Origin of the sequence: Pseudoflavitalea rhizosphaerae (genome assembly GCF_003991355.1) — a bacterium.
Classification (GTDB): domain Bacteria; phylum Bacteroidota; class Bacteroidia; order Chitinophagales; family Chitinophagaceae; genus Pseudobacter; species Pseudobacter rhizosphaerae.
In genome coordinates this window covers 33,729-57,175 of sequence record NZ_RCSU01000016.1, presented here as the reverse complement: position 1 = coordinate 57,175, position 23,447 = coordinate 33,729, and the positions used below count along the sequence as shown (strand labels likewise).

Here is a 23,447-nt window from a genome sequence, read left to right as displayed (position 1 = left end):
AGATTTCCTCCTAAATAGATTCAAATGGTACAGACCCTTGTCCGATTCCATAAAGTCATTGCCTGGCTTTTTGTAACGCTGTTTTATCTGCAACTGATCCTTGTGCCCGTAGTGGCCCGTGCTGAAGAAAGAAGGTATAAACCCAATTATGCTTTTGGCAAAACTTCTCCAGGGACATTTAAAAAAGCTGTTGTCAAAGAAATTGCAACAAAATCATTTGATAACGAAAAGCTTACTGTTGCTGAAAAATCAACAGGCCATAAAAATGTCAGCCCGGCGATAGTTGATGAACGGAAAGAGAAAAAACAAAAATTCACAATAGGGCCTACGCAGCCTGAAATGAAGTCGTTCCAATCCGTGAATTCCAATAACCTGGTAGATCTCTTCACCGGTGACTTTTCATATAATATCCCCTTGCTGGATGTTGGTGGGTATCCGGTGAACCTGCATTACCAGAGCGGGATCACCTCAGATCAGGATGCAAGTTGGGTTGGTCTGGGATGGAATATAAATCCCGGAGTGATCGTCAGGAATATGCGTGGATTGCCGGATGATTTTAGTGGGGAAGATGATAAAGTAGGTAAGATCGTTTCCATCAAACCAAATAAGACAGTAGGCGTTACCGGTGGATTTGATACAGAGCTGGCAGGCTTTCCCATGAAAGTATCCACCAACATGAGTGTGTTCCACAATACTTACAAAGGATGGGGAACGGAACTGGGGTTAAGCGCCAGTATCAAGGCGGGAGTAGGAGGAAAGGGTGAGTTGACCGGTGGTCTGGGTATCACCAATAACTCACAGTCAGGGCTGGATGTTTCACCCAGTGTTGGTTTCAAATTGGGCAAGGAAGAATCGAAGATGAACGGTAATATCAATATCGGAACGAATTTTAACTCGAGGCTGGGCATCCAGGAATTGCAGGTATCAGGACAAACAAGGGTTTCGCTGGACATAAACAAAAACCTCCGGGTGAATTTAGGAACAGGGATAAATGCGGGTATATCCTTTGCCAAACCATCGTTCACTCCAACCATTCACGTTCCATATACTTCATCCCAATCCTCTTTCACTTTTAAGATGGGGGATGAAAAATGGGCCTTGCATGGCAGTCTCTTGTTGCGTGGATATATGTCGAAACAATATGTAGCAAAAGAAGATACATTATTGGCACTTCCCGCCTATGGATACCTGAATTACCAGGAAGCCGGCTCCAACACAAGGGTCTTACTTGATTTCAACCGTGAAAAAGATGTTTCCTATTCCAATAATTCACCTCATATAGCGCTCCCCATTTATACCTATGATACCTGGTCAATTTCAGGGGAAGGAACTGGCGGTATGTTCAGGGCCTACCGGGGAGATATAGGTTCTGTATTCGATCATTCCATGACCACCAGATCCAACAGCGACAGGTTCTCTGTGGATTTGGGTGTTGGCTCGATAGTTCACGTGGGTGTGGATTTTGATGATGCCTACTCTGTTACTTCCTCCTATCCCTGGATCTCCAACAATGCCATGTATGATGTTACACGTTTCAGGAAAAGGGATACAACATTCGAGAACGTTTATTTCAAGAACCCCGGTGAAAAAACTGCTGTAAACAAAGAATATCTCGATGCAATCGGAGACGATAACCTGATGAGGGTAATGCTTACTCCGGCAGGTGATGCACAAAATGAACCGGAAGCCGGTGCTACAAGACATATGGCTTTGTTCAAAAATGGCAGGAAGTTCGATACAAGAACCATTTCCAATGACGTAGTCAGAAAGAAAAGAGAGAAGAGAAAACAAATGATCTCCTATCTCACTGCAAAAGAAGCCCGGGTTGCCGGATTGGATAAACAGATCAAATCCTATTTCATTAACCAGTTCCCTAATGGAAGCTGTGATGGATTTAATATAATAAACCGTTCGTCTGAAGGACGCCGGGACCATCATATTTCAGAAGTGAGCGTATTAAGCGATGATGGACGGAGATATGTATATGGCGTTCCTGTGTACAATAAGAAACAGATAGAAGTTACTATGTCCACAGGAGAAGGTAATAACAATACAGGCCTGGTGGATTACACACCTGGAGTTGATAATTCTACAGCCAACAGCAGGGATAAGGATGGTTATTTCAATAAAGAAGTTTTACCTCCCTATGCACACTCCTATCTGTTGAGTGGCATCCTTTCACCGGATTATATCGATCTCACAGGGGATGGCATCACTGAGGATGATCAGGGCGATGCTGTGAAATTCAATTACAGCAGGACATTCAATATGGATAACCCTTACAGGTGGAGAGCGCCTTTTGATCAGAACAAGGCATTCTATAATGAAGGCACTAAAACAGATAACAGGGATGAGCGCGGTAGCTACACTTATGGAGAGCGTGAAGTATGGATGTTGAATTCGATAGAATCCAAAACGATGATCGCAACCTTTGTTTTGGATGGCAACAGGGAAGATGCAATTGGTGTAAAAGATGAAAACGGTGGTGGTTCATCTTCTCAAAAATTGCACCGGTTAAAAGAAATTAACCTGTATGCCAAAGCCGACTGGGTAAAAAATGGAACCAGTGCCCGTCCAATCAAGACTGTTCACTTTGCCTATTCCTATTCACTTTGTAAAGGGGCTCCCGGTACAACAGACCCTGAATTGGGAAAGCTCACGCTGGATAGTGTATGGTTTACTTATAATAAGAGGGGAAGGGCAGCAAAGAATGCATATAAGTTCAATTACCATACATCCAATCCGGGATATGATAGCAAAATGTCTGACCGCTGGGGAAACTATAAGAATTCAAAAAATAACCCCGGCTCAACAGGTGGAACATTAACAAATGCTGATTATAGCTATACGCTTCAAACCGGAAATGGAAACTGGACAAAAGACAGTGCTGATGTGAATGCAGCCAGCTGGACCTTGTCTGATATCAAGCTCCCTTCAGGAGGCGCCATTAAGGTTTCTTATGAAGCAGATGATTATGCCTACGTGCAGAATAAACGGGCTATGCAGTTTTATCAGGTAGAAGGCTTTGGGAGAGACACGCTTGTTGGTTCCAGAACACTCAACCTTTATAGTAAAAGTGAGGGTGATTATCATTATGCATTTCTTAGAGTGAATGAGCCCGTGTCTTCAGTTGATGATATCAGGCGAAAATACCTTGAAGGTGTAGAAAAATTATTTTTCAAGCTCATGGTAAAAATGCCAAAGGGTGCCAATGGTTTGGGCAGTGAGTTCATTCCCTGCTATGCGGAGTTCGATAATGTTTACCGGTATGCAAATGATCCTACGCTTATTTGTGTGAAACTGAGGCCCATAACCGGAAATGAAAGCCCACTGGCAACTGCAGCGATACAGTATATACGACAGAACCATCCACATTTAGTTTATCCTGGTTCAGAAACTGGGGATAATTTAAGCCTTAGAGCAATTTTGACAAGCATGGCTTCAATTGTTAGTAATGTAACAGACGCAATAAAGGGCTTCAGTAAGTATGCGCGAGATAAATCCTTTTGCAGGGAAATTATTTTAGACAAGTCTTTAGTCAGATTGAACAACCCTGACTACCGGAAATATGGTGGCGGTCTTCGAGTGAAGAAGGTGGAAGTGTACGATAACTGGAACCAGATGTCAACGGGCAGCAAGGCTGCCAAATACGGTCAGGAATATGATTATTCCACTGTCATCGAGATTGGTGGTCAAAAGAAAGTAATCAGTAGCGGGGTTGCCTCTTATGAACCTGTGATCGGAAATGATGAGAATCCTTTCCGTGTTCCATTCAGGTTGTACTCTGAACAGGTAGGTGCGCTGGCGCCTGCAGATTTCCTCTATACGGAAGAACCTTTTGCTGAAACATTCTTTCCTGCTCCAATTGTTGGGTATAGTAAAGTAACAGTGCAGTCGATTCATAAAACGAAAAAATCTGCGAATGGCATAACAGAAACAGAATTCTACACAACGAAGGATTTTCCTACAGTAGTTGAGATCACACCGTTAGACAGGGAAAGCAAGAAAACCTACAATCCCAGGCTACGGAACTTCTTCAAGGTGGACGCGGTCAACTATGTAACCATTTCGCAGGGGTTCAAGGTTGAACTCAATGATATGAATGGGAAAATGAAGTCAACCACATCCTATGCTCAAAATAATCTGAAGGACGCGATCAGCTATACATACAATTATTACCGGCTGGAAAATGATAATACTGAACGGAAGAAATTGTCTAACAAAGTAGCTGTAGTAAATGATGCGTCCGGTGTTATAGATGAGAATGCAGAAGTGGGTAAGGAAGTGGAGATCATGATGGATATCAGGGAGCAGATGTCTGTATCCGGAAGTGCCTCTTATGAAGTGAATGTAGATGTGGCGAATCTTATTCCTCCGGTTGTGATTGGCTCTTCCATTCCTTTCCCTAACAAAGAGACCAACCGGTTCCGTTCTATTGCTGTGTTGAAGGTGGTGAACAGGTATGCCATCCTCGATAGTGTGGTGGTGATCGAGAAGGGAAGTAAGGTGTCTACCAGGAACCTGGTATTCGATGGAGAAACCGGAGATCCGCTGGTAACGAGTACGAACAATATGTTTGATGATCCCGTTTACAGTTTGAACTACCCCGCCCATTGGGCATATAGTGGGATGGAAGCTGCTTACAAGAATCAGGGAACAGTACTGACAGACATTAGTATACGAAGAGGTATTACTTACAGAAATGGTGTTGAGGTGGATTTGAGCCGGTTCTTTGAAAGCGGGGATGAAATACTGCTTAGCGGCTGGTACAGATCGGCATCCCTGGCCAGTCCGGATCCTTGTGATCCTCTCTATTATATATATGAGCCGGGCCTGAAAGATTCAATCGTATGGGCAATTCATGGCAACAAGCCCGATATACATGAAAAGGGAATTTATTTTATAAATAGAAGAGGATTTCCTGTAACCGTTATGGTGAGTTCAATGAAGATCGTTCGCTCCGGTAAAAGGAATATCGGAACCAGTCCGGTGGGCGCCATAACGAGCATGGCAAGTCCAATCCGTGGTGGCAGACTTGTGGTGGATGATACCACCAAAGTATTGAGTGCTCAGGCCGTCAGGTTTAAGGATAAATGGAAAGTGGAAAAAGTATTGCGGCAATATGATAGTTGTGTGATGGAAACGCGCAGTGGATCAAAGGATGTTCCCTTTTTGAATTATTTGTTGAAGTATGATTCCGATGATCATCCGAATCATGAAGTGCACTACAATAATACGAGTTTGGCTGCTGTGTATAAACGACATGGGACAAGGACGTTCATAGCCAGATCTGTGATGGCGCTTGACATGAGTGGAATTCCTGGAAATGCCACCATCAATTCAGCTTTACTTTATCTAAAAGGAAGGAGCCCGGTAGATATGTTTCCTGTAGGACCATTCACGATTTCTACATTGGACTATAACTATGAAGGTTTGGGTGAAGAGGCAAAAGGATTTATTATTCCTTTTACCGATAATATTACTCCAGGTGGTTATGTTGATTTTAAAGCAGATGCTACTTTAAATTCGGACCCTAATAAGGTGGAAGTTTATTCCAGAGGAAGCGTCAGTACCTGTCTGGATTATGATGCGCTTGAAATAAAATCGGCGGTACAGCCACTTGTTGGGCTAAATCCACAGCAACAGAACCTTTTGTTGAAAATGAATACCGAGAACAACACAAATGGTAGTAGTGAAGTCCGTTTTATGACTTTTTATGCACAACCTGCTATTCAGTCATTTGCTCAATCGGTCATTACACCATTTGCTTCGAATTGCATAGGCGCTCCTCCCCCTAATGGTTGCCTTAACCGAACCTGTCCCAGTTATTTACAGATCCAGTATAGTTATCCGGAGCTGACTTGTTATAAGGTTTGCCGGCAAGAATACCTTCAAGGGGATACACTCAATCCATATGTTGTAGGGATCCTGGGCAACTGGAAAGTAGATACTTCCTATGTTTATTATGGTGACAGACGGGAATCTACTGTCGCAACACAAACCAATACCCGAACGGATGGTCTGATCAGGGATTATGCATCCTATTGGACTTTCGGTGAAAAATACCTGACTGCCCATCCCGATATTACCCGTTGGGTATGGAACAGTAAATCTACTCTTCACAATAAGAGAGGATTGGAACTGGAAAATAAAGATCCGCTGGATCGCTATAATGCCGCCATCTATGGCTTCAACAAAACACTGCCAGTTGCAACGGCGCAAAATGCGCGCAATAGTGAGATCGCTTTCGATGGTTTTGAAGATCAGAAATACCAGGTTGATAAATGTAATGAATGCTTTGAAAGTGGATGGATGAAAATAGATTCACTAAATGGCAGGAGAACAGAACATGTCAGTCATTCCGGAAGGAACAGCCTTGAAGTTTTTGTGAATAAGAAAATGGAAATGTCGATTCCTGTTTTGGCTTCACCCGCTTCGGATGCTGCAGGTGTAGATTTTAAACGTGATTCGGTGATGCAGGTGAAAACGACTGTTTTTCCGAATGGGTATGGACTTACCGCTCAGGCAGGAGTTTACAGTGCCCATCCAAACAGGAATGAATGTATTGGAAGGACTATTACACAGCTTGAAATGTGGCCTGACACCTATATTTCAAATTTGAATGTTGACTTTGGCTATGACGGCCCTCCTGTATTTTGTGCAAAAGATTGGTTTGAGGTTCATTTTACAGGCCAGTTATTGGTGGAAGAAACTAACACATACTTCTTTGATGTAGAATGTGATGACACCTTAACACTGATCATTAACGGTGTACAAATTTTAAAAGAAGGAAGGATGCAAAATCAGATAATAGGTCCGGTTCTTTTGCACCAGGGATTTCAAAATATCGTAGTGAAGCTGAAAGAAGGACCAACGCTGGCAAAAAGTAGCATCAAATGGGCTCGAACAGGTAATCCGACTTTTGTAGAAATTCCTTTGGTGAATCAATATGCCAGTACAGAAGTAGCCAATAATTCCAATGCCATTAGAAAAGATACAACCTGGTGTATCGGGCTTACGCCGGTAAAACCTGTAAATGGACTTACCACTAATTTCATTCCGGTACGTGAATCCAAAATGATAGTCAGTGGCTGGGTAAGAGAGAATATACCCTGCAGTCCGGAAACCGGCTATATTAACTCAGGCATAAACATATCCTTCCCTGGGGTGGCAGGTACAAGCAAAACGATAAAACCAAGTGGAAGAGTAATTGAAGGCTGGCAACGATTTGAGGAGGTAATCAATGTTCCTCCTGGCGCAACATCCATGAAATATGAGCTTTTCGCCGGTCCTTCGGGATCTTCTTACTTCGATGATATAAGAGTTCATCCTTATAACGCTAACATGAAGTCCTATGTATATGACCCTGTAAACATCAGGTTGCTGGCAGAATTGGATGAAAACAACTATTCTACTTTCTATGAATATGACGATGAAGGAACCTTAACAAGAGTCAAGAAAGAAACAGAGCGCGGCGTAAAAACAATCAAAGAAACACGGAGTGCATTGACTAAAAAAGACATTCAAGACCAAACCAATCCCTGATTATGAAGAAACAATTCATTATTTCTATATTGGCCTTATTGCTGCTGAGCAATATGCTGTATGCATCGGGGAAAGACGTAGCTCTCATCAGGGATACATTGCCTGCTGATAAAGATGTAATGGTCTTTCGTTCAATGCCCTCTTTTTTTCCATGGCTACGGTTCGATGTTGAAATTTCATCGGGGATAAATTCTCAGGCTTTTGAAACAGAAACCAGACACTATCAGATACACAATGGCCAGTATTCGATACAAAGGACATACGGTAAACTGGTACAGAACTATTCGCACAGGTTCACAGTGGATACTGTGTCAAAAGTAGTTGCCATTACAGAAAGGAAGAACGTGCTGAGTGCAATCATGTTTTTCAATTTTGACAATGGAATTTTCTGGGAACGACATATTCAAAGAATGTATGCGGTAGATAGTGGTTCGTTGCGAAAACTGGTGATGGAATTCAAACCTGAATCACCCTGGGAAAAATATATAGTGGTATACGACCCGGTTGAATTCCTCCCTAAACAGATCCGGTATACCATGAAAAAAGTCAACAGTTCCGGACAGCGTGAGGATGATGAATATATCTGTGATTTTAAAAACTACCAGACAACAGCTTTTGATGAGTCCGTCTTCTCCAATGAGCCTTATTTCAAACGAGTTGACGGAAAACCCATGCTGACCGAAACTTACAGCAATTATTTTTTGCATATTTCTGAACGGAGTAAATAATACTGCATGAAACCTTTTATGCTCAGAACAGTTCTCATTGTTCTGCTTATCCTAACCGGCGGCTATCTGAATGCTGTTTTTGCCATCGATGAAAATTATGGTGCACCGCAGTTGAAGGGTAATCAGATAAGAAAAGATTCATTTTCAGTAGTGGCAGACACAGTGTATTTCGATCCTGCCCTCAAACCCTTACAGACAACCCATTCGGTCCGGAACCTGATCACTTTCAGGATCGATGAAGCTTCCATGAAAAAGCTGCCGGATGTGTTTGGGGTTACACTTGAGATCAAAGTGTATTACAGAAAACAATCTGGTTCCAATACAGTGTTGGATTCCACAGGTATTCTTTATCTGCGGGTGGATTATAATAAGAACAGTACTTATAACTACCGGGCCATTCAGACATTCACCGGTGGCTATGAAGCCAAAGTAGAGATCAAGAAAGTTACTCCGGATGCCGGCACCAATCTTGCGGCTATTGAAGATGTTCTGATTTTGGAGAATGAGATCTTCGTAAACCGGGAATATATCTTTTCTTGTACGGCCAATGCCATTCAGACCATAAGTTTCAATAGTGGTGAGCTGAGCACTACCGGTGAATTGACAATAAACTGGGGTAAAGACAGGGCGGCAGATGAATATGATCTTGAATGGACCTATATTGATGATTCATCCCTGGCCGATTACAAGTTAAATCCAACTACTTATAATGCCAATGCTATTTTCTTAAGGAATGCAACCAGGGTAAGTATCACACCGAATCAATATCGTGTCCCGATGTTGTACGATATGAAGGGGATTTTATTCTTCAGAGTAAGAGCAGTTCAGGTAAAACCCAGCGGACAGCGCATCGAAGCAAACTGGAGCTCTGATTATGCCAATGGTCTTGGGCAATTTGCGTTTGATGGGCATGACAGAGATTTCAATTGGCAGGCAAGTACAAGCTTTGCAGAAGAAGGAAAAAGAAAATCTGTTGTACAATATTTCGATGGTTCGCTGAGAAGCAGGCAAACCGTAACCAAAGACAATACTACCAACAGAACCATCATAGCAGAAAGCTTTTACGATTTCCAGGGCAGACCCGTTATTCAGGTGCTTCCCAGTCCTTCGCTTGACAGCATGATCAGGTTCACGCCAAGGTTCAATGCTTCTATCAATAGTGCAGAATATGAGAAAGAGTTATATGATAAAGAATTCTCTTTAACCGATAACTGTGAAATGGGTGCGCCTCCATTCGACAGTGCTAGCGGTGCGGCGCAATATTATTCTGGTTCAAATCCGCTCATCAATGCAGGGATGAACCAGTTCATCCCCAAAGCAAAAGGATATCCGTTCACGGAAGTTCGATATTTGCCGGACAATACAAACCGGGTGAGCCTGCAATCAGGTGTGGGTGATGTATTCCAGATCGGGCAACATGCAACCAGGTATTACTACGGATCAGCGGATCAGGAAGAACTGGATGCTTTGTTTGGAACTGAAGTAGGAAATAGCTCCCATTATTTTAAGAATATGGTCAGGGATGCGAATGGGCAGTATAGTGTTTCGTATGTAGATATGTTAGGCCGTACCATTGCTACCGCGCTCGCAGGCGATGCTCCCGATAATATGGAAAAGCTGGCTTCCAATCAAGAGGTACGGGTGGTAAAAAAATTATTGGATGAAAACAATAATATAGTCAAAGGGACTACCATAGAATCCAGCCGGAGTCTGCTTGTTCCCAAAGAGCAGTTGTACACTTTCAGATATTCATTGATACCTGATAGTTTAACTATTCTGGATTGCCAGAGTCTTCCGGTTTGTTATGATTGCCGGTATGATCTGGAAATTACAATAACCGATGAGTGTGGTAGTGAGCCCATTGTTTTCCGAAGGGATAATGTAAGTCTCGAAACCAATTGTAATGCTATCGAGGCGTTTCCTGCATTTGAAGAAACCATCAATCTGAAGGAAGGTAATTACCTGGTTACAAAAAAGCTGACCCTTAATAAGTCGGCAATGGATTATTACCGGTCAGTGTTTCTAAGTCGAAATACCTGCAAAACAAAAGAAACTTTTTTGGAAGAGCAGAGAGCTGCATTGTCTTCCATGATCTGTGAACCGGATTCTGTGAGTTGCAGGGTAAGGTTGCAGGATTCAACGGCATATTTCAATAATTATTACAGTGCGCTTGGGATTCCCGTTGCAGAGCAACCCGTGTACGAAGCATCTGCAAGAGCTGCGTATCAAAGAGAGTTGCGTGCATGCGCGGCGCTTGGTGACCGGTTAAACAACAGTGTACGTGTGCGGGAAGCGATGTTGGTTGACGTAACGCCGCCATTCGGTCAATATGCTCGACCTGAGGATGTTGATCAGTATTCGATCTTTTACCAGGATAACATCGGAGCGCCATATAGATATCAGGAAGCTTCACTGATCTACAAAGATGAAAAAGGAGTTACCGATGCGGCAAATGGATTGTCGAAAGTTGATTTTGTGAACAACTTAAAGCCAACCTGGACGGAAACACTCCTGCAGCTGCATCCTGAATATGCAAAGCTTCTTATGTATGAGTATATTGACAGGCTCAGCAATGGCTGGGAAGAGAAGTTCCAGAACACCAATACCTGGCAGGAAGCGCTTGCTAAAGGGTACTTAAATCCTTCAAATTTTTCAGGACTGCCTGCTTCCGCCACCTTTGCGCATAATACTGCTTTCGCTGATCCGATCTTTACTTCTATTGCACCATTGTACAAAAATGCATTCAAGGCTAAACTGGATTGGAAGGCCGGTCCGGAATCACTTAAACTCAATGTTTGGTCCCTTGCTACTGTGATGGCCCATTGCAAAGAAGAGGATACAGCCTGCTTACACGCTTTCAGTCCCATCAACCAGGCGTTCAATCTCGGGCCTGATTGTTCCGGAGAACTGGATTTTGCATGGCGATATTTCCGTGAATTCTATCTGCAGGCGAGGCGGGAAATGATACAAGTGATCGTAAGTCAGGCAGGAGGAAATATTCCTCCTGTAGGTTCCAAATATATCGTTCATTTCAATCTTACTCCTCCGATAGGAACTGTTGTGGAATACCCAGGTTCGAAGGAAGAAGCGGAAATAATGTTCAATGCGCAGATCGATTCTAACTGCCGGGCGCTCTCAGTGCAATGGATCGAGGATCTCAAGCCCTGTAACCTGACCCCAACCCAGAGAGATGAGATCATCTCCAGGATGATCCAGGTATGTAAGGAAGGAGGCGATCCGCAACATGTATTTGGCGCTTCCACAGTGAAGCCATCCAGTACTAATCTGGACAGGAGCTTTGAGCAGGTAATGAAGGATGTGTTGGGAGCAAATTACAATAGTAACTGTAATGTATACCTGATAAACTCTCCGAAGCCTTATGGTAAACAGCCGGTAATAGGAGAGAAGGAAATTTATAGCAAACCTGATTCCTGTGAATGCGCTACTATTAATTCACTTTACCAGAGTTATGAATCCAGGGGGAATAATGGCGAGAATTTCTCACAGTATCTTTATCGCACCCAAAAAACGACTATATCGGAAGGTGCTCTGGATACGTTAAAGAGATCCTGTAATGGACAGCTCATCTGTAGCTTCTTCACAGCACCTATAAAATTACCGCCGGTATTGCAATGCGGAGTAACCGATGTTTGTGTTGATTGCGATGCTGTGCTTACGAATTTTGAAAAATTCAAACTCGAGTTTCCGGGTGTTGTTCCTTCTATTTCTGATACCAGCGAAACAGAGCAATCCAATAACAAGTTGTTCATGAAGTACATGAACGATGGACTTGGTTTCAATAAATCAACGCTTGAATACCTGGAGTTTATCAACGAATGTGTCGCGGCGGGAAAATCCTGTGAGAGCCTGGCGAAGATCAGGAGGGATTACAATTTTATTACTGATTATGATTCTACGCATTTTGTCGGGTATCCAGACACTAATACTCCCTACAAATTGCGGGAAGTTTACTATAGAAGTTGGGCACATATTCCAGATGTACATGTTAATACTTCAGGATGGGGCCGTCGCTATGGCAAGCTGGATACTTTGTGTTTAGGAAATGAGTTCACAATTGAAACCAGGATCAGGCGCCCGGCCAGGGACACCTTTAATAGCATTGTTGATCTTAATATAAGCTTCAATCAGGATGGGCATTTGCAGCAGCTCGCGCCAATATTTTATATGCTGAAGAAAAACCCGACCAATGCAGATTCCGCATTTGTTCGGGCTAATTCAGGAAGAATAGCTTATGTAGCTGCAGGTGATACTTCAGGACAGGTTGCTCAGGTGATCCCTGATTTTACTGATTGGAAAGTCATTAAGATAACACACTCGGCAGACAACTACTGGAGGCTTTACTATAATAATGTCCTGGTAGGAGAACGTTATCTTGATTCTTCCGTGAGAAAATTGCTTGGAATTAGTGTTGGATTCGAAGGGAAAGCTAATAATGGTTATGTAGAGTATTTTAAAATTTACGATGGAAATAATGTATTAAGATATGTAGAAGAATTTGAAGATCATATTCAGTCGAATACAAATGCGCCTCTTGCTTTCAGATGCGAAGAGAAATGCATGTCGGGATTCGCAAAGCATTTCAATAAACAAATGGCTACTACGCTAAGCTATTATCAAATTGATAGCCTGTACCAGAGCAGAGGCTGTACACTATTGGCGCCTTGTGGAGATTCGGCTGTCAATAAATTGATAGATATACAAAGCGAGTTTAAGAACGATTATTATAATTATGGCATTAAGAGGGATGTGGATGGAAATATGACTAATTGGTGGAGAGCTTCGCCAGTTCCATATGCCACACGTGATCTGGTAAGGAATGGTGTTCTGCAGGTTCCAGATACCTTGAATACACCACCGCTGGCCAGGGGAGTTGGCTATAGTATATATAAAGATTCCATTTGTCTTGGGGATAAATTCGCAATGGAAATGAAGATGAAGTTGCAGGAGGCTGCTGGATTTTCTTACCATATTTATTTCCGTGGAGGGGATTATGTTGAAAAGCTATACATAGAAATGAACAATTCTCTAAACTACTGTTGGATAGATTATTTGGCTGGACCTGTTAATGATCCCCCAGTAAGCCTTGGAGGTGCGTCCGATGTAGCAGAATTTCTGAACCTCAACATGAGTGAATGGACCACTGTCAAATGGGAATTTGAGAATCAACTTGTCAGATTTTATTTGAACGGAGTACTTAGAAGGACATTCACATTTAGCCCGCAAGCCAATTTTAAGACCTTGCACGGATGGAACGTGGGCGGTGGTTCTTTCAATAAGGTTATGCCCTTGGCAATTGACTGGGTGAAATATTATGATGCCCGCGATAGTGTTTTTTACCAGGAGGATTTTGATGATCCCAAAAACTTTAAAAGAGTGCCAGATTCCGTGCATTGTATGAGAAAACCCTGTGACCAGGATTTTGTAGCGTACTACAACAGGATTCAAAAGACCAATCTCTCTTACAGTCAAATAGCCCAGGTCTATGCACAAAACAATGTATTGCTCGATATTTGTGACAGTGACCTGCGTCTTTGTGGACGCAATGAGCCTTCATTTCAGGAACTGACACCTGTTCAACGTACTCCCTGCGATGATTCAACCATGTTTGCCTTTTCCGCTGCTACCATATTGCATGATTTCTATAAAGATTCAGTAGTAAGCAGCTTTGATGATCGTTATCTGGCAAAATGCCTGGAAGTGAAAAATACAGAGCAGTTCACAGTAGAGCATAATGTGAATGAGTATCATTATACATTATATTATTATGATCTCGCCGGAAACCTCGTGAAAACAGTTCCTCCGGCAGGAGTGGATATCAGCAAGTTCGCATGGGCTGCCAGCTGGAGTGATTCCGTGAAACTTGCCAGGAAGAACAAGACATTATTGACACCAGTACATAAACTGCCTACTGATTACCGCTATAATACACTGAACCAGGTGGTGGAGCAAAAATCACCTGATGGCGGCAGAAGTGAGTTTTATTACGACAGGCTTGGCAGGTTGGCGCTATCTCAAAATGCGAAACAAAGAAATGATGTAACACCTGGCTACGAAGATTGGTCGTACAGTTATACACGTTATGACAAACTCGGCAGAATAACATCGGTAGGGGAGGTGAAGAATCCTCAGGATCAAGAAACTATTACCAGGGAAATGGTCAGGGATGAAAGCATGTTAGACCTATGGCATCTTACATTGATGAGCCGCCGGTCTCAGATCACCAGCACACTATATGATATACCATATGAGGGCACAGGTGGTGAAGATTTTGGAGAGATCATTCAAAAGAATCTGCGGAACAGGGTGAGTGCTACATTTTATTCGGATGGAGCCAATCAATCACTTTACAACAGCGCTACTTTCTATACTTATGATATTCATGGTAACGTAGATAAACTGTTGCAGGATTATGGTTTGAGCGGATTTGTACCGAATGTGATGAACACGAATGGCAACCGTTTTAAACTGATGGAATATGATTACGATCTGATAAGTGGAAAAGTGAACAGTGTGGCTTATCAGAGAGGATGGGCCGACCAGTTCTATCACAGGTATAAGTATGATGCTGAAAATCGCCTGACCCTGGTGGAAACCAGTATCGATGGATTTGTATGGCAAAAAGATGCCCGCTATGAATATTATTTGCATGGTCCGTTGGCAAGGACAGTATTAGGTGATCAATCTGTTCAGGGTATAGATTATGCTTATACGTTACAGGGGTGGTTGAAAGGAGTGAATAGTACCGGTGCAACCCGTGAACATGATATGGGTGGAGACGGTAAAATAAATTCCATCAATAAGTATACCGCTCGTGATGCTTATGGTTTTAACCTGAACTATTTCACTGGTGATTATCAGCCTTCAAGTGTGAACGTAAATCCTTTTCCAGGATATTCAGCAATGCTAGGAACCAGGTACAGACCACTGTACAATGGAAATATCAGCAGCATGGCAACAGCTATCCGCAGGTTTGAAGACAGGGGGACTTATGAAAATGGGCCGAACCTGTTCTTCAACTATAAGTATGATCAGTTGAACAGGATCGTTTCTTTGGATACAGATACCGGTTTCAATATGGTATCCAACAGCTACCCGATGCTGAATAGCTTACCAGGATTCAAAGAGCGGTTCTCTTATGATGCTAATGGAAATATCCTTTCACTTCGCAGGAACAACAAAGGGGCAGTTCCTGTGATGGATGTTTTGAACTACTCGTATTATCCCGGAACAAATCAACTCAAACATGTTGCTGATTCTGTACCTGCGAACAATTGGGGTAGCCAGTCCTGGGACCCTATAGTGGATATCGATAACCAGGTTTATACTAATAACTATGAATACGATGCTATCGGTAATCTGAAAAGGGATTCTTCAGAGGGTATTTACGATATCAAATGGAATGTGTATGGGAAGATCCAGGAAATAAATAAATATCCAACAGCCAGGAGCGCCACCACCAGGATCAGATATACCTATGATGCATCCGGGAACAGGATTAGTAAAGTTGTAGAAGAGGGAACTAGCAAGAAGGTTTATACATGGTATGTTCGAGATGCGCAGGGGAATGTGATGAGTGTGTATAAATCCGAAGGCACTGCTGTGAATCTTGGGGCTTTATCGCTTGACCAGATCGAAAGATATATGTATGGAAGCAGCCGGTTAGGGGTCGAGAGGAAATCGCAAAACGTTGATGGTGGTCCATGGAACGCTGCAGCTTATTATTCAAACGGATTGTTTGAGCGCGGCAGACGGCAGTATGAGTTGACGAACCACCTGGGGAATGTGCTCACGACGATCACCGATAAGAAATTTGGTGTATCTTCCAATGGGACTTTGATAGATTACTTTGAGCCTGAGATGATCAGTGGCATGGATTATTATGCGTTTGGATCACCGATGAGGGTGGCAGGAGAAGGGGCGTACCGTTTTGGGTTTAATGGGAAAGAGAATGATAATGAGGTGAAGGGAGGAGAAGGGTTGCAGCAGGATTATGGGATGAGGGTGTATGATAGTAGGGTGGGGAGGTTCCTCAGTTTTGACCCATTAAGTAAAGAATACGCAGATTTGTCTCCATACCATTTTGCAGGGAATAACCCAATACAGAACTTGGATAAAGATGGTGGTGAGCCATTAGATTACCGAAGTAATTGGATTCCCGTTGCATTTAGAGTAAATGATGGTAAGCCTAGATTTTCAAGAGAAATTAATGATCCTAAACTTGGATATATAAGTGTAGAAGCTTACTACGACAAATGGTCGAAGCAAAACTGGTTTGTCCATAGTGGAAATGATGGTAGGGATTATTATTGGAAGCATAATCTCGGAGCAGACCAAAGTGTGAGAATGGCAGGAAATGGACAATGGGTTGAGTTCAAGACGCAGGACAAAATTTTCCTTGAACAAACAGCTCAGTTGACAAGAGGAATGGCAACTGGATTTGCAGCGGCAATGGCTGCACCATTTGTTGCATATGGTGGGATAAGTGCTGCTGGTGCAGGTCTTGCAGCTATCGAAAGTGCAGCATTTAGTGCATTAGCAAATACGGCGGTTGCAAATGCTACATTAGCATCAATAGCTAGGGTTCCTGCAATTGCTGAAGTAGGACGCAAAGTTTTGTCTGCACTTGATGAAAGTGGAGCGCTTGGTGGGGCAAATGCAGCAGCCGTATCAAAAATTGAATCTTTTTCTGCTGGGCAAATAAAGAAATTTATAACTACTGAGCCCGGAGCATTGTTCCAAGTAGATAAAATGAAAGAAACGATTAAAAGAGGCGGGCAAGAATTAGCTTGGCTTTTAAAAGATCCAATTGAGGCTGTAATGCATAATGGCAAAACATTTATATTGGATGGGCATAATAGATTAAAAGCTCTTAGTGAAATGGGAAAGGATGTTAAAGTAACAGTGTTGCCATTAGAGGAAGCAGCCAGAAAATACAAAGATAAAGTTGCTGATATTGTAAAAGATGTTTTTAATACAACTTTAGAAAATGACAAATAGAAATCAAAAAGAAATTGATTTTGAGCAAATTTTATTTGAATGTGTTCAGATAATAAAAAAGTTTAACAATCAATTAGCTGTAAGTTATTCTTTAAGTGATATTCCTTATAATCTAGCAGGTAAAATGTTCCCCAAAATCGGGAGCCTATATATTGATGGCATGGAATTTAAGTATCGATTTCATGGTAGTGGTTGTACAATTTTTTTTAATAATCATGAGCTTTATTTTGGCATAGATCCTACTTGTGTTAATCAAATAATTATTACTCCGGGTGGTTTTAATGGTTTTTTGAAAACTTTCATTATTGATTATGAGAAATATCAAATAGTCTATAAAATTGATCCTCTATTTGAAAAGCTTGAGGCAAAGGGCGTTTTTGTTCGGACTCAAAGTGATCAAGTTAGATTTCATGTTAATGAAGAATGGATTGAGTCCTATAAAATTGGCATACCATTTACTGATGATAATAATGATAAGGTTTGAACTTAAAACTTATCTCTGTTAATGATACACAAAGGGATCGGTTTAACGGTCAATCCTTTTCATAATACAGGATGGCAGATTCATTCATGAGTTCTTTGACAATCCAGATTTGAGCCTGATATGGCGGAACGGATTATTATTCGTTTGGCTGGCCGATGAGGAGTGCAGGAGAAGGGGCTTATCGGTTTGGGTTTAATGGAAAGGAGAATGATAATGAGGTGAAGGGTGGAGAAGGGTTGCAGCAGGATTATGGGATGAGGATTTATGATCCGAGGTTGGGGAGGTTTTTGAGTGTTGATCCGTTGACAGTAGAGTATCCAGATTTAACTCCATATCAGTTTGCTGGTAACATGCCAGTTATAGCAATGGATCGAGATGGTTTGGAACCACTCTTGCCATGGGATCCTACTTCGTGGTTTTTCTGGAAAACTAAAATGAGTTGGAAGTATGGAGACCCAACGGGAGCTAGAACTGCAATGCGAGGAGCAGTTCAACAAGCAAATGTAGAAACTGGTCGAAACAATTATCATCGGGAAGAAGTGCCAGGTGTAGTTCAACAACGATTGGATGATATTAATCATAAAGAAGGGCAGGCTAAAGTAATTCAAGGTAGTGGAGAAATTATAGCTTTTAATGTAGAAACAAGTGCAGATGTTACCCTAAACCTTATTCCCGGTGAAGCATTTGCAGTCGCTGGGAGATCTCTGAAATTCGCAGCTGCAGAAGTACTGAAGACTTCTCCAAGTGCAGAAAAATTAGTAGTAGAATATGCAGAGCGAATAATAGCATCAACCTCGAATAATAAAATGCCGAGAACTGCTACTGTAATTGTTGATGAAAAAACGGGTAGGGTATATGAAGGAATAAGTGGGGAGCTTAGATCCATGGATGATGTAGGAGAAAGCCTGAAAAGGCTGTTGCCTAAAGATCCTCCTATAAAGGCATACCCTGTACAAAATTGCTCAGAATGTGCGGCTTTAGACAAGGCTTTGAAAGTAAAGGCAGATATAAAGAACTTAAAAATGCATACAGTTGTAATTGAGAAAAAAACAAAGACTGTAAAAGATGTAGAAAGGTGTGCAAATTGCAAAATCACAACAAAAGAGATGAAAACACCTAAAAGTGAAAAATCAGGAGGAAAACAACATGGAAAAAAGGGATGATAAAATATTAGCAATACTAAAATCCGCTGGATGGCAGGAAGGTCGTACTCTGGATAGAGACAAAATTATAAGAGCAATTGAGGCGGAGGGGTACACACCAATGCAAGTAGTGGTTAAATTTCTGGAAGAATTTAATAATATTGAGATTTTCTTTGAAAATGAGGGAAATGCAATTGGGAAGAGTGATATTATTATTTCTTTTGAAAAAGCCATTTTGTTAGAAGTTCCAGAAAGAATTAAGGGTGATTATGTTCCGCGAATAGGAAAGGATTTATGCCCAATTGGAACAGCGTATTCCAGTCACTTGGTGTTAATGATGGCTTCAGATGGAAGTGTATATGGAGGATTTGATGACAGCCTTTGTGAAATCAGCAGTTCCGGGCTAGGTGCTGTTCTTGCTCTAGTTTCTGGTAGGACGCCGAAGTTTATTGAATAATTTAGGTAGAGTGGTTAAGTAGATAGTGGCCAACTTATCATATTCTAAATAACAAAGAGGGTGTCTCAAAAGTAATCTGAAGGCTCTGAGAATCGCGTAAACGAATTTTCTCTCCATCAGGTACCCGAATAAAATAGGGTAGAAATTACTTTTGCAGCCTGTAGCGATCATCGACCATTCCCCAATCGACGACATGTAAACTTCCAATGAACCTTATTCAAACTCTATATAATAAAACACCTGGTTTTCTGCGAAAAGGATTCGTTACCAAAGAAGATTTCCAGGTATTCCTGCTTTGCGGTCTCTCTGGATTTGTTTTCTCCATCCTGACCTTCAAATACCTGGATAGCTTCCCTTATGAAATGGGGAAAAGTCTCATTGGTGTTTTTATCCCTCCATTCATTGCTGTTGTCTATCTGACATATACAGGCTATAAATACTCATTAAACAGGAAACTTCTTATCAAAACCCTGCTCCTGTACTTCATTCAGATAACTCCCTTCCTGCCGGTTTTCCTTCAGACATTTCAGCCTACGCCAGCAAATGACTTTGCGAGGTATTACCTCTATGCAAAGAATATGTTTGACAACAACACACTCTGGGGTGGGGACCAACTCTTTTATGACAAGCTAGGCAGAGGTCTGGTGACACAGCCTGGTTATCGTTACTTTATTTTCCTGGAACTACTCGTTTTTCGCGACCTATACAGGATAGTATCCTTTTTCAATATTACACTTCTGATAATTGGTATTTATTGCTTCCTAAGGGTTATTCATGAACTGACAATTACAGGAAAATTCAAAAAGGCAATACTTGTGCTGGTTGTATTGATTACCCCGTTTGCTATTAAGAACTTGCTGATGGGAATGCCTGAGTGGTTGACTGCATGTCTTTTCATGGGATGCAGCTACTTTCTTGTAGTACGCAGGAATGAACTGGCTGCGGTTTTCCTGCTGGGATTGATACCCTTTTTTAGGCAGAATTTAGTAATAACAGCCCTGTTGCTTTTGCTCTACATCCTGGTCAATAGCAAGGAAAGAATTTTACTGTTCATTACTTTTTTCCTCGTGCTTTTGTTACCTCTGTACCATAACCTGTATTATGCAGGAGAGTGGAAGTTCTTTGTGGACCTCCTTGATTATCCTTTCTACAATTATACTCCGGATAAGCAAATAAGCGGCTATAATATAAATCTGCTTATCAATAATATCGTTCATTATTTCGGTATCGATATTTCTGGTGGCAGGATAGAAGTATCATTTATAGGAGCAATATTCTTACCTTATTCAGTTATTCTGTTCTTCCTGATGTTTAGATACCTGTATCGTCCGGCCGAAAAAATATTCTATTTTCTGATTACGATGAGCGCTGTGGGGCCGGCCATATTAATGGCCAATGCCTATTATCCCAGGTTCGAGTTTATGAATGTGATTGTAATGATGATATGTTTTGCTATCATTAATGCAGCTGGTTACAAAGCTGTGCAGGCCCTTAAGAATCCCGGAATCGCCCCTCACTAAGTACATATATTTATTTCTCTAAAATACCGCTGCCACCACCCTCAATAAATTTGTTTTCTGTTCCTCTTACCCCTAAATTGCAATACTACCAGCCCGCTTTTATAACGCCGAACCATGAACTTTGTCCCTTCACTGAAAATTTCAGCGTTTCTTTCGCTGGTGTTGTTGCTATCCTTTTCTGGCTTTGGACGCCAAGTGCCTGCCAGCAAAAAAGATTCAACGTCTATTTCTGTAAAACAGCAATTACAGGACAAAATAGATTCTGGCAGGAGCAGGCTCAATGCTGCAAAGGATTCAATTCCTCAATTGGCTAAACAGAAGCTGAACGAAACCAAACAGTCCATTTCTGGTTTGGCTGATACCCTTGGGAAACTTCCTGATACCCTGATCCGCGGCAGTCTCCAATGGTTGGAAGAAAAGAAGAAACTTGCAAAGGAAACATTCCGTTCAACTGCCAACGATATCATTACCACTCCCGCAGGCCTGAAAATGAAAAAGCGGGATTTCATGAACGATCTCTCCAATCATACTTATGCCAACCTTTTCGACACAAAACCCCTTGTCAAATTTGCAGGAGGTTATGTAAGTTATCAGTTCGATTATCGATCCAATATCGATACTCCGTACATAGAAAAAGACCTTGCCCAACACAATACTACAGGACATCTCAATTTCACCCTGGGTAATATCCTGCCCATGCGTGTGACCTTTTGGAGCCGGCAAAGCAATTCCTCCTTGTTCAGAGATATCACCAGTGTAAATGTATCTTTTGATGCCGGCGCTTTCAGGAACCAGCTCCAGGCTGCCATGCGGGACCGCCTGTTGAAAATGGCTCCCCATCTCAAAGACTCGCTCACTGAAAAATTGTATGGCCTGAAAAATTCCCAACTTGGCGAATTGGATGATCTGCTACACACCCGGTTTACACCACAGGCATTGATAGAAGCAAACCAGGTACTCAAAGTGCCCGGCATCACCTGGAATTATGAACTGCCAGACAGCACCAATCAAAAAGTGGAAGACTCCGTTAAGCAATCTGCTGCGCAATTCCTGGAATTATATTATAAAACCGTAGAAACCTATAAAACTGTAAAAAGACAAACTGATTCCCTCAAAGCGATCTATGACAAAAACAAGTCTCGCCTGGAAGGTTTCAAACAACTCGTAAATGGAAAATGGGACCAGTTGATCAATACTCCCAACTGGCGCGAGAAGCTTTCTGAATATGGACTCGAAGATGCCAGCATACCCGCAAAATACAAGTGGCTCATGGGGATCAGGAATTTCAGTCTGGGACGAAGCACCGCCAATACAAGCGAACTGACAGCGAAAAATGTCAGCGTGAACGGAATCAATTTTGAATACAACAGCCGGTATTATCTTGGTGTTACTGCAGGAATGGTGGATTATCGTTTCCGCGATTTTACAGTAAACGGATTCAACCGGAAACCTCAGTTCCTTTACATGCTCCGGGCAGGGATCGGGCGATTGGAAAAGAATTATGTCATCCTCGGAATGTACCATGGGAAGAAGCAATTATTCGTCAATTCCAACCAGTCTTCAATTCCCGTTACAGGCTTTAGCCTGGAAGCCAAATGGAAAGTGGCTCAACATACCTTCCTCATTGGAGAGGTAGCCAAATCCATTTCTCCTGATTTCCGTTCCAGCCCACCAGGTAAGAACACTTCCATGAATTTATCAGATAAGAGTAACCAGGCGATTTCTCTCAAAGCACAATCTTATCTGCCCGGTACACAAACCAGGATCGAAGGGCTGTATAAAAAAACAGGAGCAAATTTTCAATCTTTCAGCAGTTTCCAGGCAAATGCTGCATTGGAAACATGGACCATAAAAGTAGAGCAGCCATTCTTCAGAAGGATGTTGAGGATCAGTGGATCGCTCAGAAAAAATGAATTCTCCAACCCATATCTTGAACAGAATTATAAAAGCAATACCGTATTCAAAAGCCTTACCGCCACTTTCCGGAAAAGTCGCTGGCCGGTAGTAACTATGGGGTACCAACCAATGAGCCAGCTGACAGTATTCGATGACAAAATAGTGGAAAACAGGTTTCAAACACTTACCGGCACCGTTTTGCATAATTACAAATTCGGAAAGCTACCCACCAGCTCTACCATCATGTTCAATAAATTCTTCAATAACCAAAGCGATAGCGGCTATGTCTATTTCAATTCTACCAATATCTACTGGTCGCAACAATTCATGTTCAGCAGGTTTACTGCCAGTATGGGAGCTTCCTTTAGCAAGAACGGCACTTACCAGTTGACTGTTTTGGAAGAAGGATTTCAAATACCCTTTGGTAAACTATTTGCACTTGGCTTTGGCGTTAAAGTGAATGCGCTCAATAGTGAAGAGGTGAAAGCAGGAGGATTTCTGAACACCAATATCAGGATATTCAAACAAGATAATATTTTTCTGAGCTATGAGCGGGGATACCTCCCCGGTTTCAATCAGGGGCTTGTCCGGAACGAAATGGCCAGCGTTCAATTCATGAAATCGTTTTGATCCCCCCAGGAACCCTTAAATGCAGGA

The 23,447-nt window shown here is 42.1% G+C and carries 7 protein-coding genes and 1 pseudogene; all 8 read left to right on the top strand.

Annotation, left to right across the window (positions count from 1 at the left end):
• The first annotated feature begins 24 nt into the window (after positions 1 to 24).
• Complete coding sequence (locus D9Y29_RS22705) at positions 25 to 7,545, top strand: PA14 domain-containing protein (RefSeq protein WP_127132530.1); 7,521 nt, start codon at positions 25 to 27, stop codon at positions 7,543 to 7,545.
• Between the two features lie 2 nt (positions 7,546 to 7,547).
• Complete coding sequence (locus D9Y29_RS22700; RefSeq protein WP_127132529.1) at positions 7,548 to 8,273, top strand: hypothetical protein; 726 nt, start codon at positions 7,548 to 7,550, stop codon at positions 8,271 to 8,273.
• A 6-nt stretch (positions 8,274 to 8,279) separates the two neighbouring features.
• Positions 8,280 to 17,291, top strand: a complete 9,012-nt coding sequence (locus tag D9Y29_RS22695; protein ID WP_127132528.1) for an RHS repeat-associated core domain-containing protein — start codon at positions 8,280 to 8,282, stop codon at positions 17,289 to 17,291.
• Entirely contained in the window at positions 17,281 to 17,775 is a 495-nt protein-coding gene (locus D9Y29_RS22690; RefSeq protein WP_127132527.1) for a DUF6896 domain-containing protein, read from the top strand. Before D9Y29_RS22695 ends, D9Y29_RS22690 begins: the two co-directional genes overlap by 11 nt.
• 146 nt (positions 17,776 to 17,921) lie before the next feature.
• A pseudogene (locus D9Y29_RS22685) lies at positions 17,922 to 18,938 on the top strand (RHS repeat domain-containing protein); the annotation flags it as partial.
• A complete protein-coding gene (locus tag D9Y29_RS22680; RefSeq protein WP_164735519.1) occupies positions 18,922 to 19,374 on the top strand; it encodes an SUKH-3 domain-containing protein in 453 nt (150 codons plus the stop codon). The pseudogene D9Y29_RS22685 and the gene D9Y29_RS22680, both read left to right, overlap by 17 nt.
• Before the next feature lie 362 nt (positions 19,375 to 19,736).
• Positions 19,737 to 20,894 (top strand): hypothetical protein, encoded by a 1,158-nt coding sequence (locus tag D9Y29_RS22675; RefSeq protein WP_127132524.1) that lies wholly within the window; start codon positions 19,737 to 19,739, stop codon positions 20,892 to 20,894.
• 306 nt (positions 20,895 to 21,200) lie between these two features.
• Positions 21,201 to 23,420, top strand: a complete 2,220-nt coding sequence (locus tag D9Y29_RS22670; protein WP_127132523.1) for a hypothetical protein — start codon at positions 21,201 to 21,203, stop codon at positions 23,418 to 23,420.
• Positions 23,421 to 23,447 lie beyond the last annotated feature (27 nt).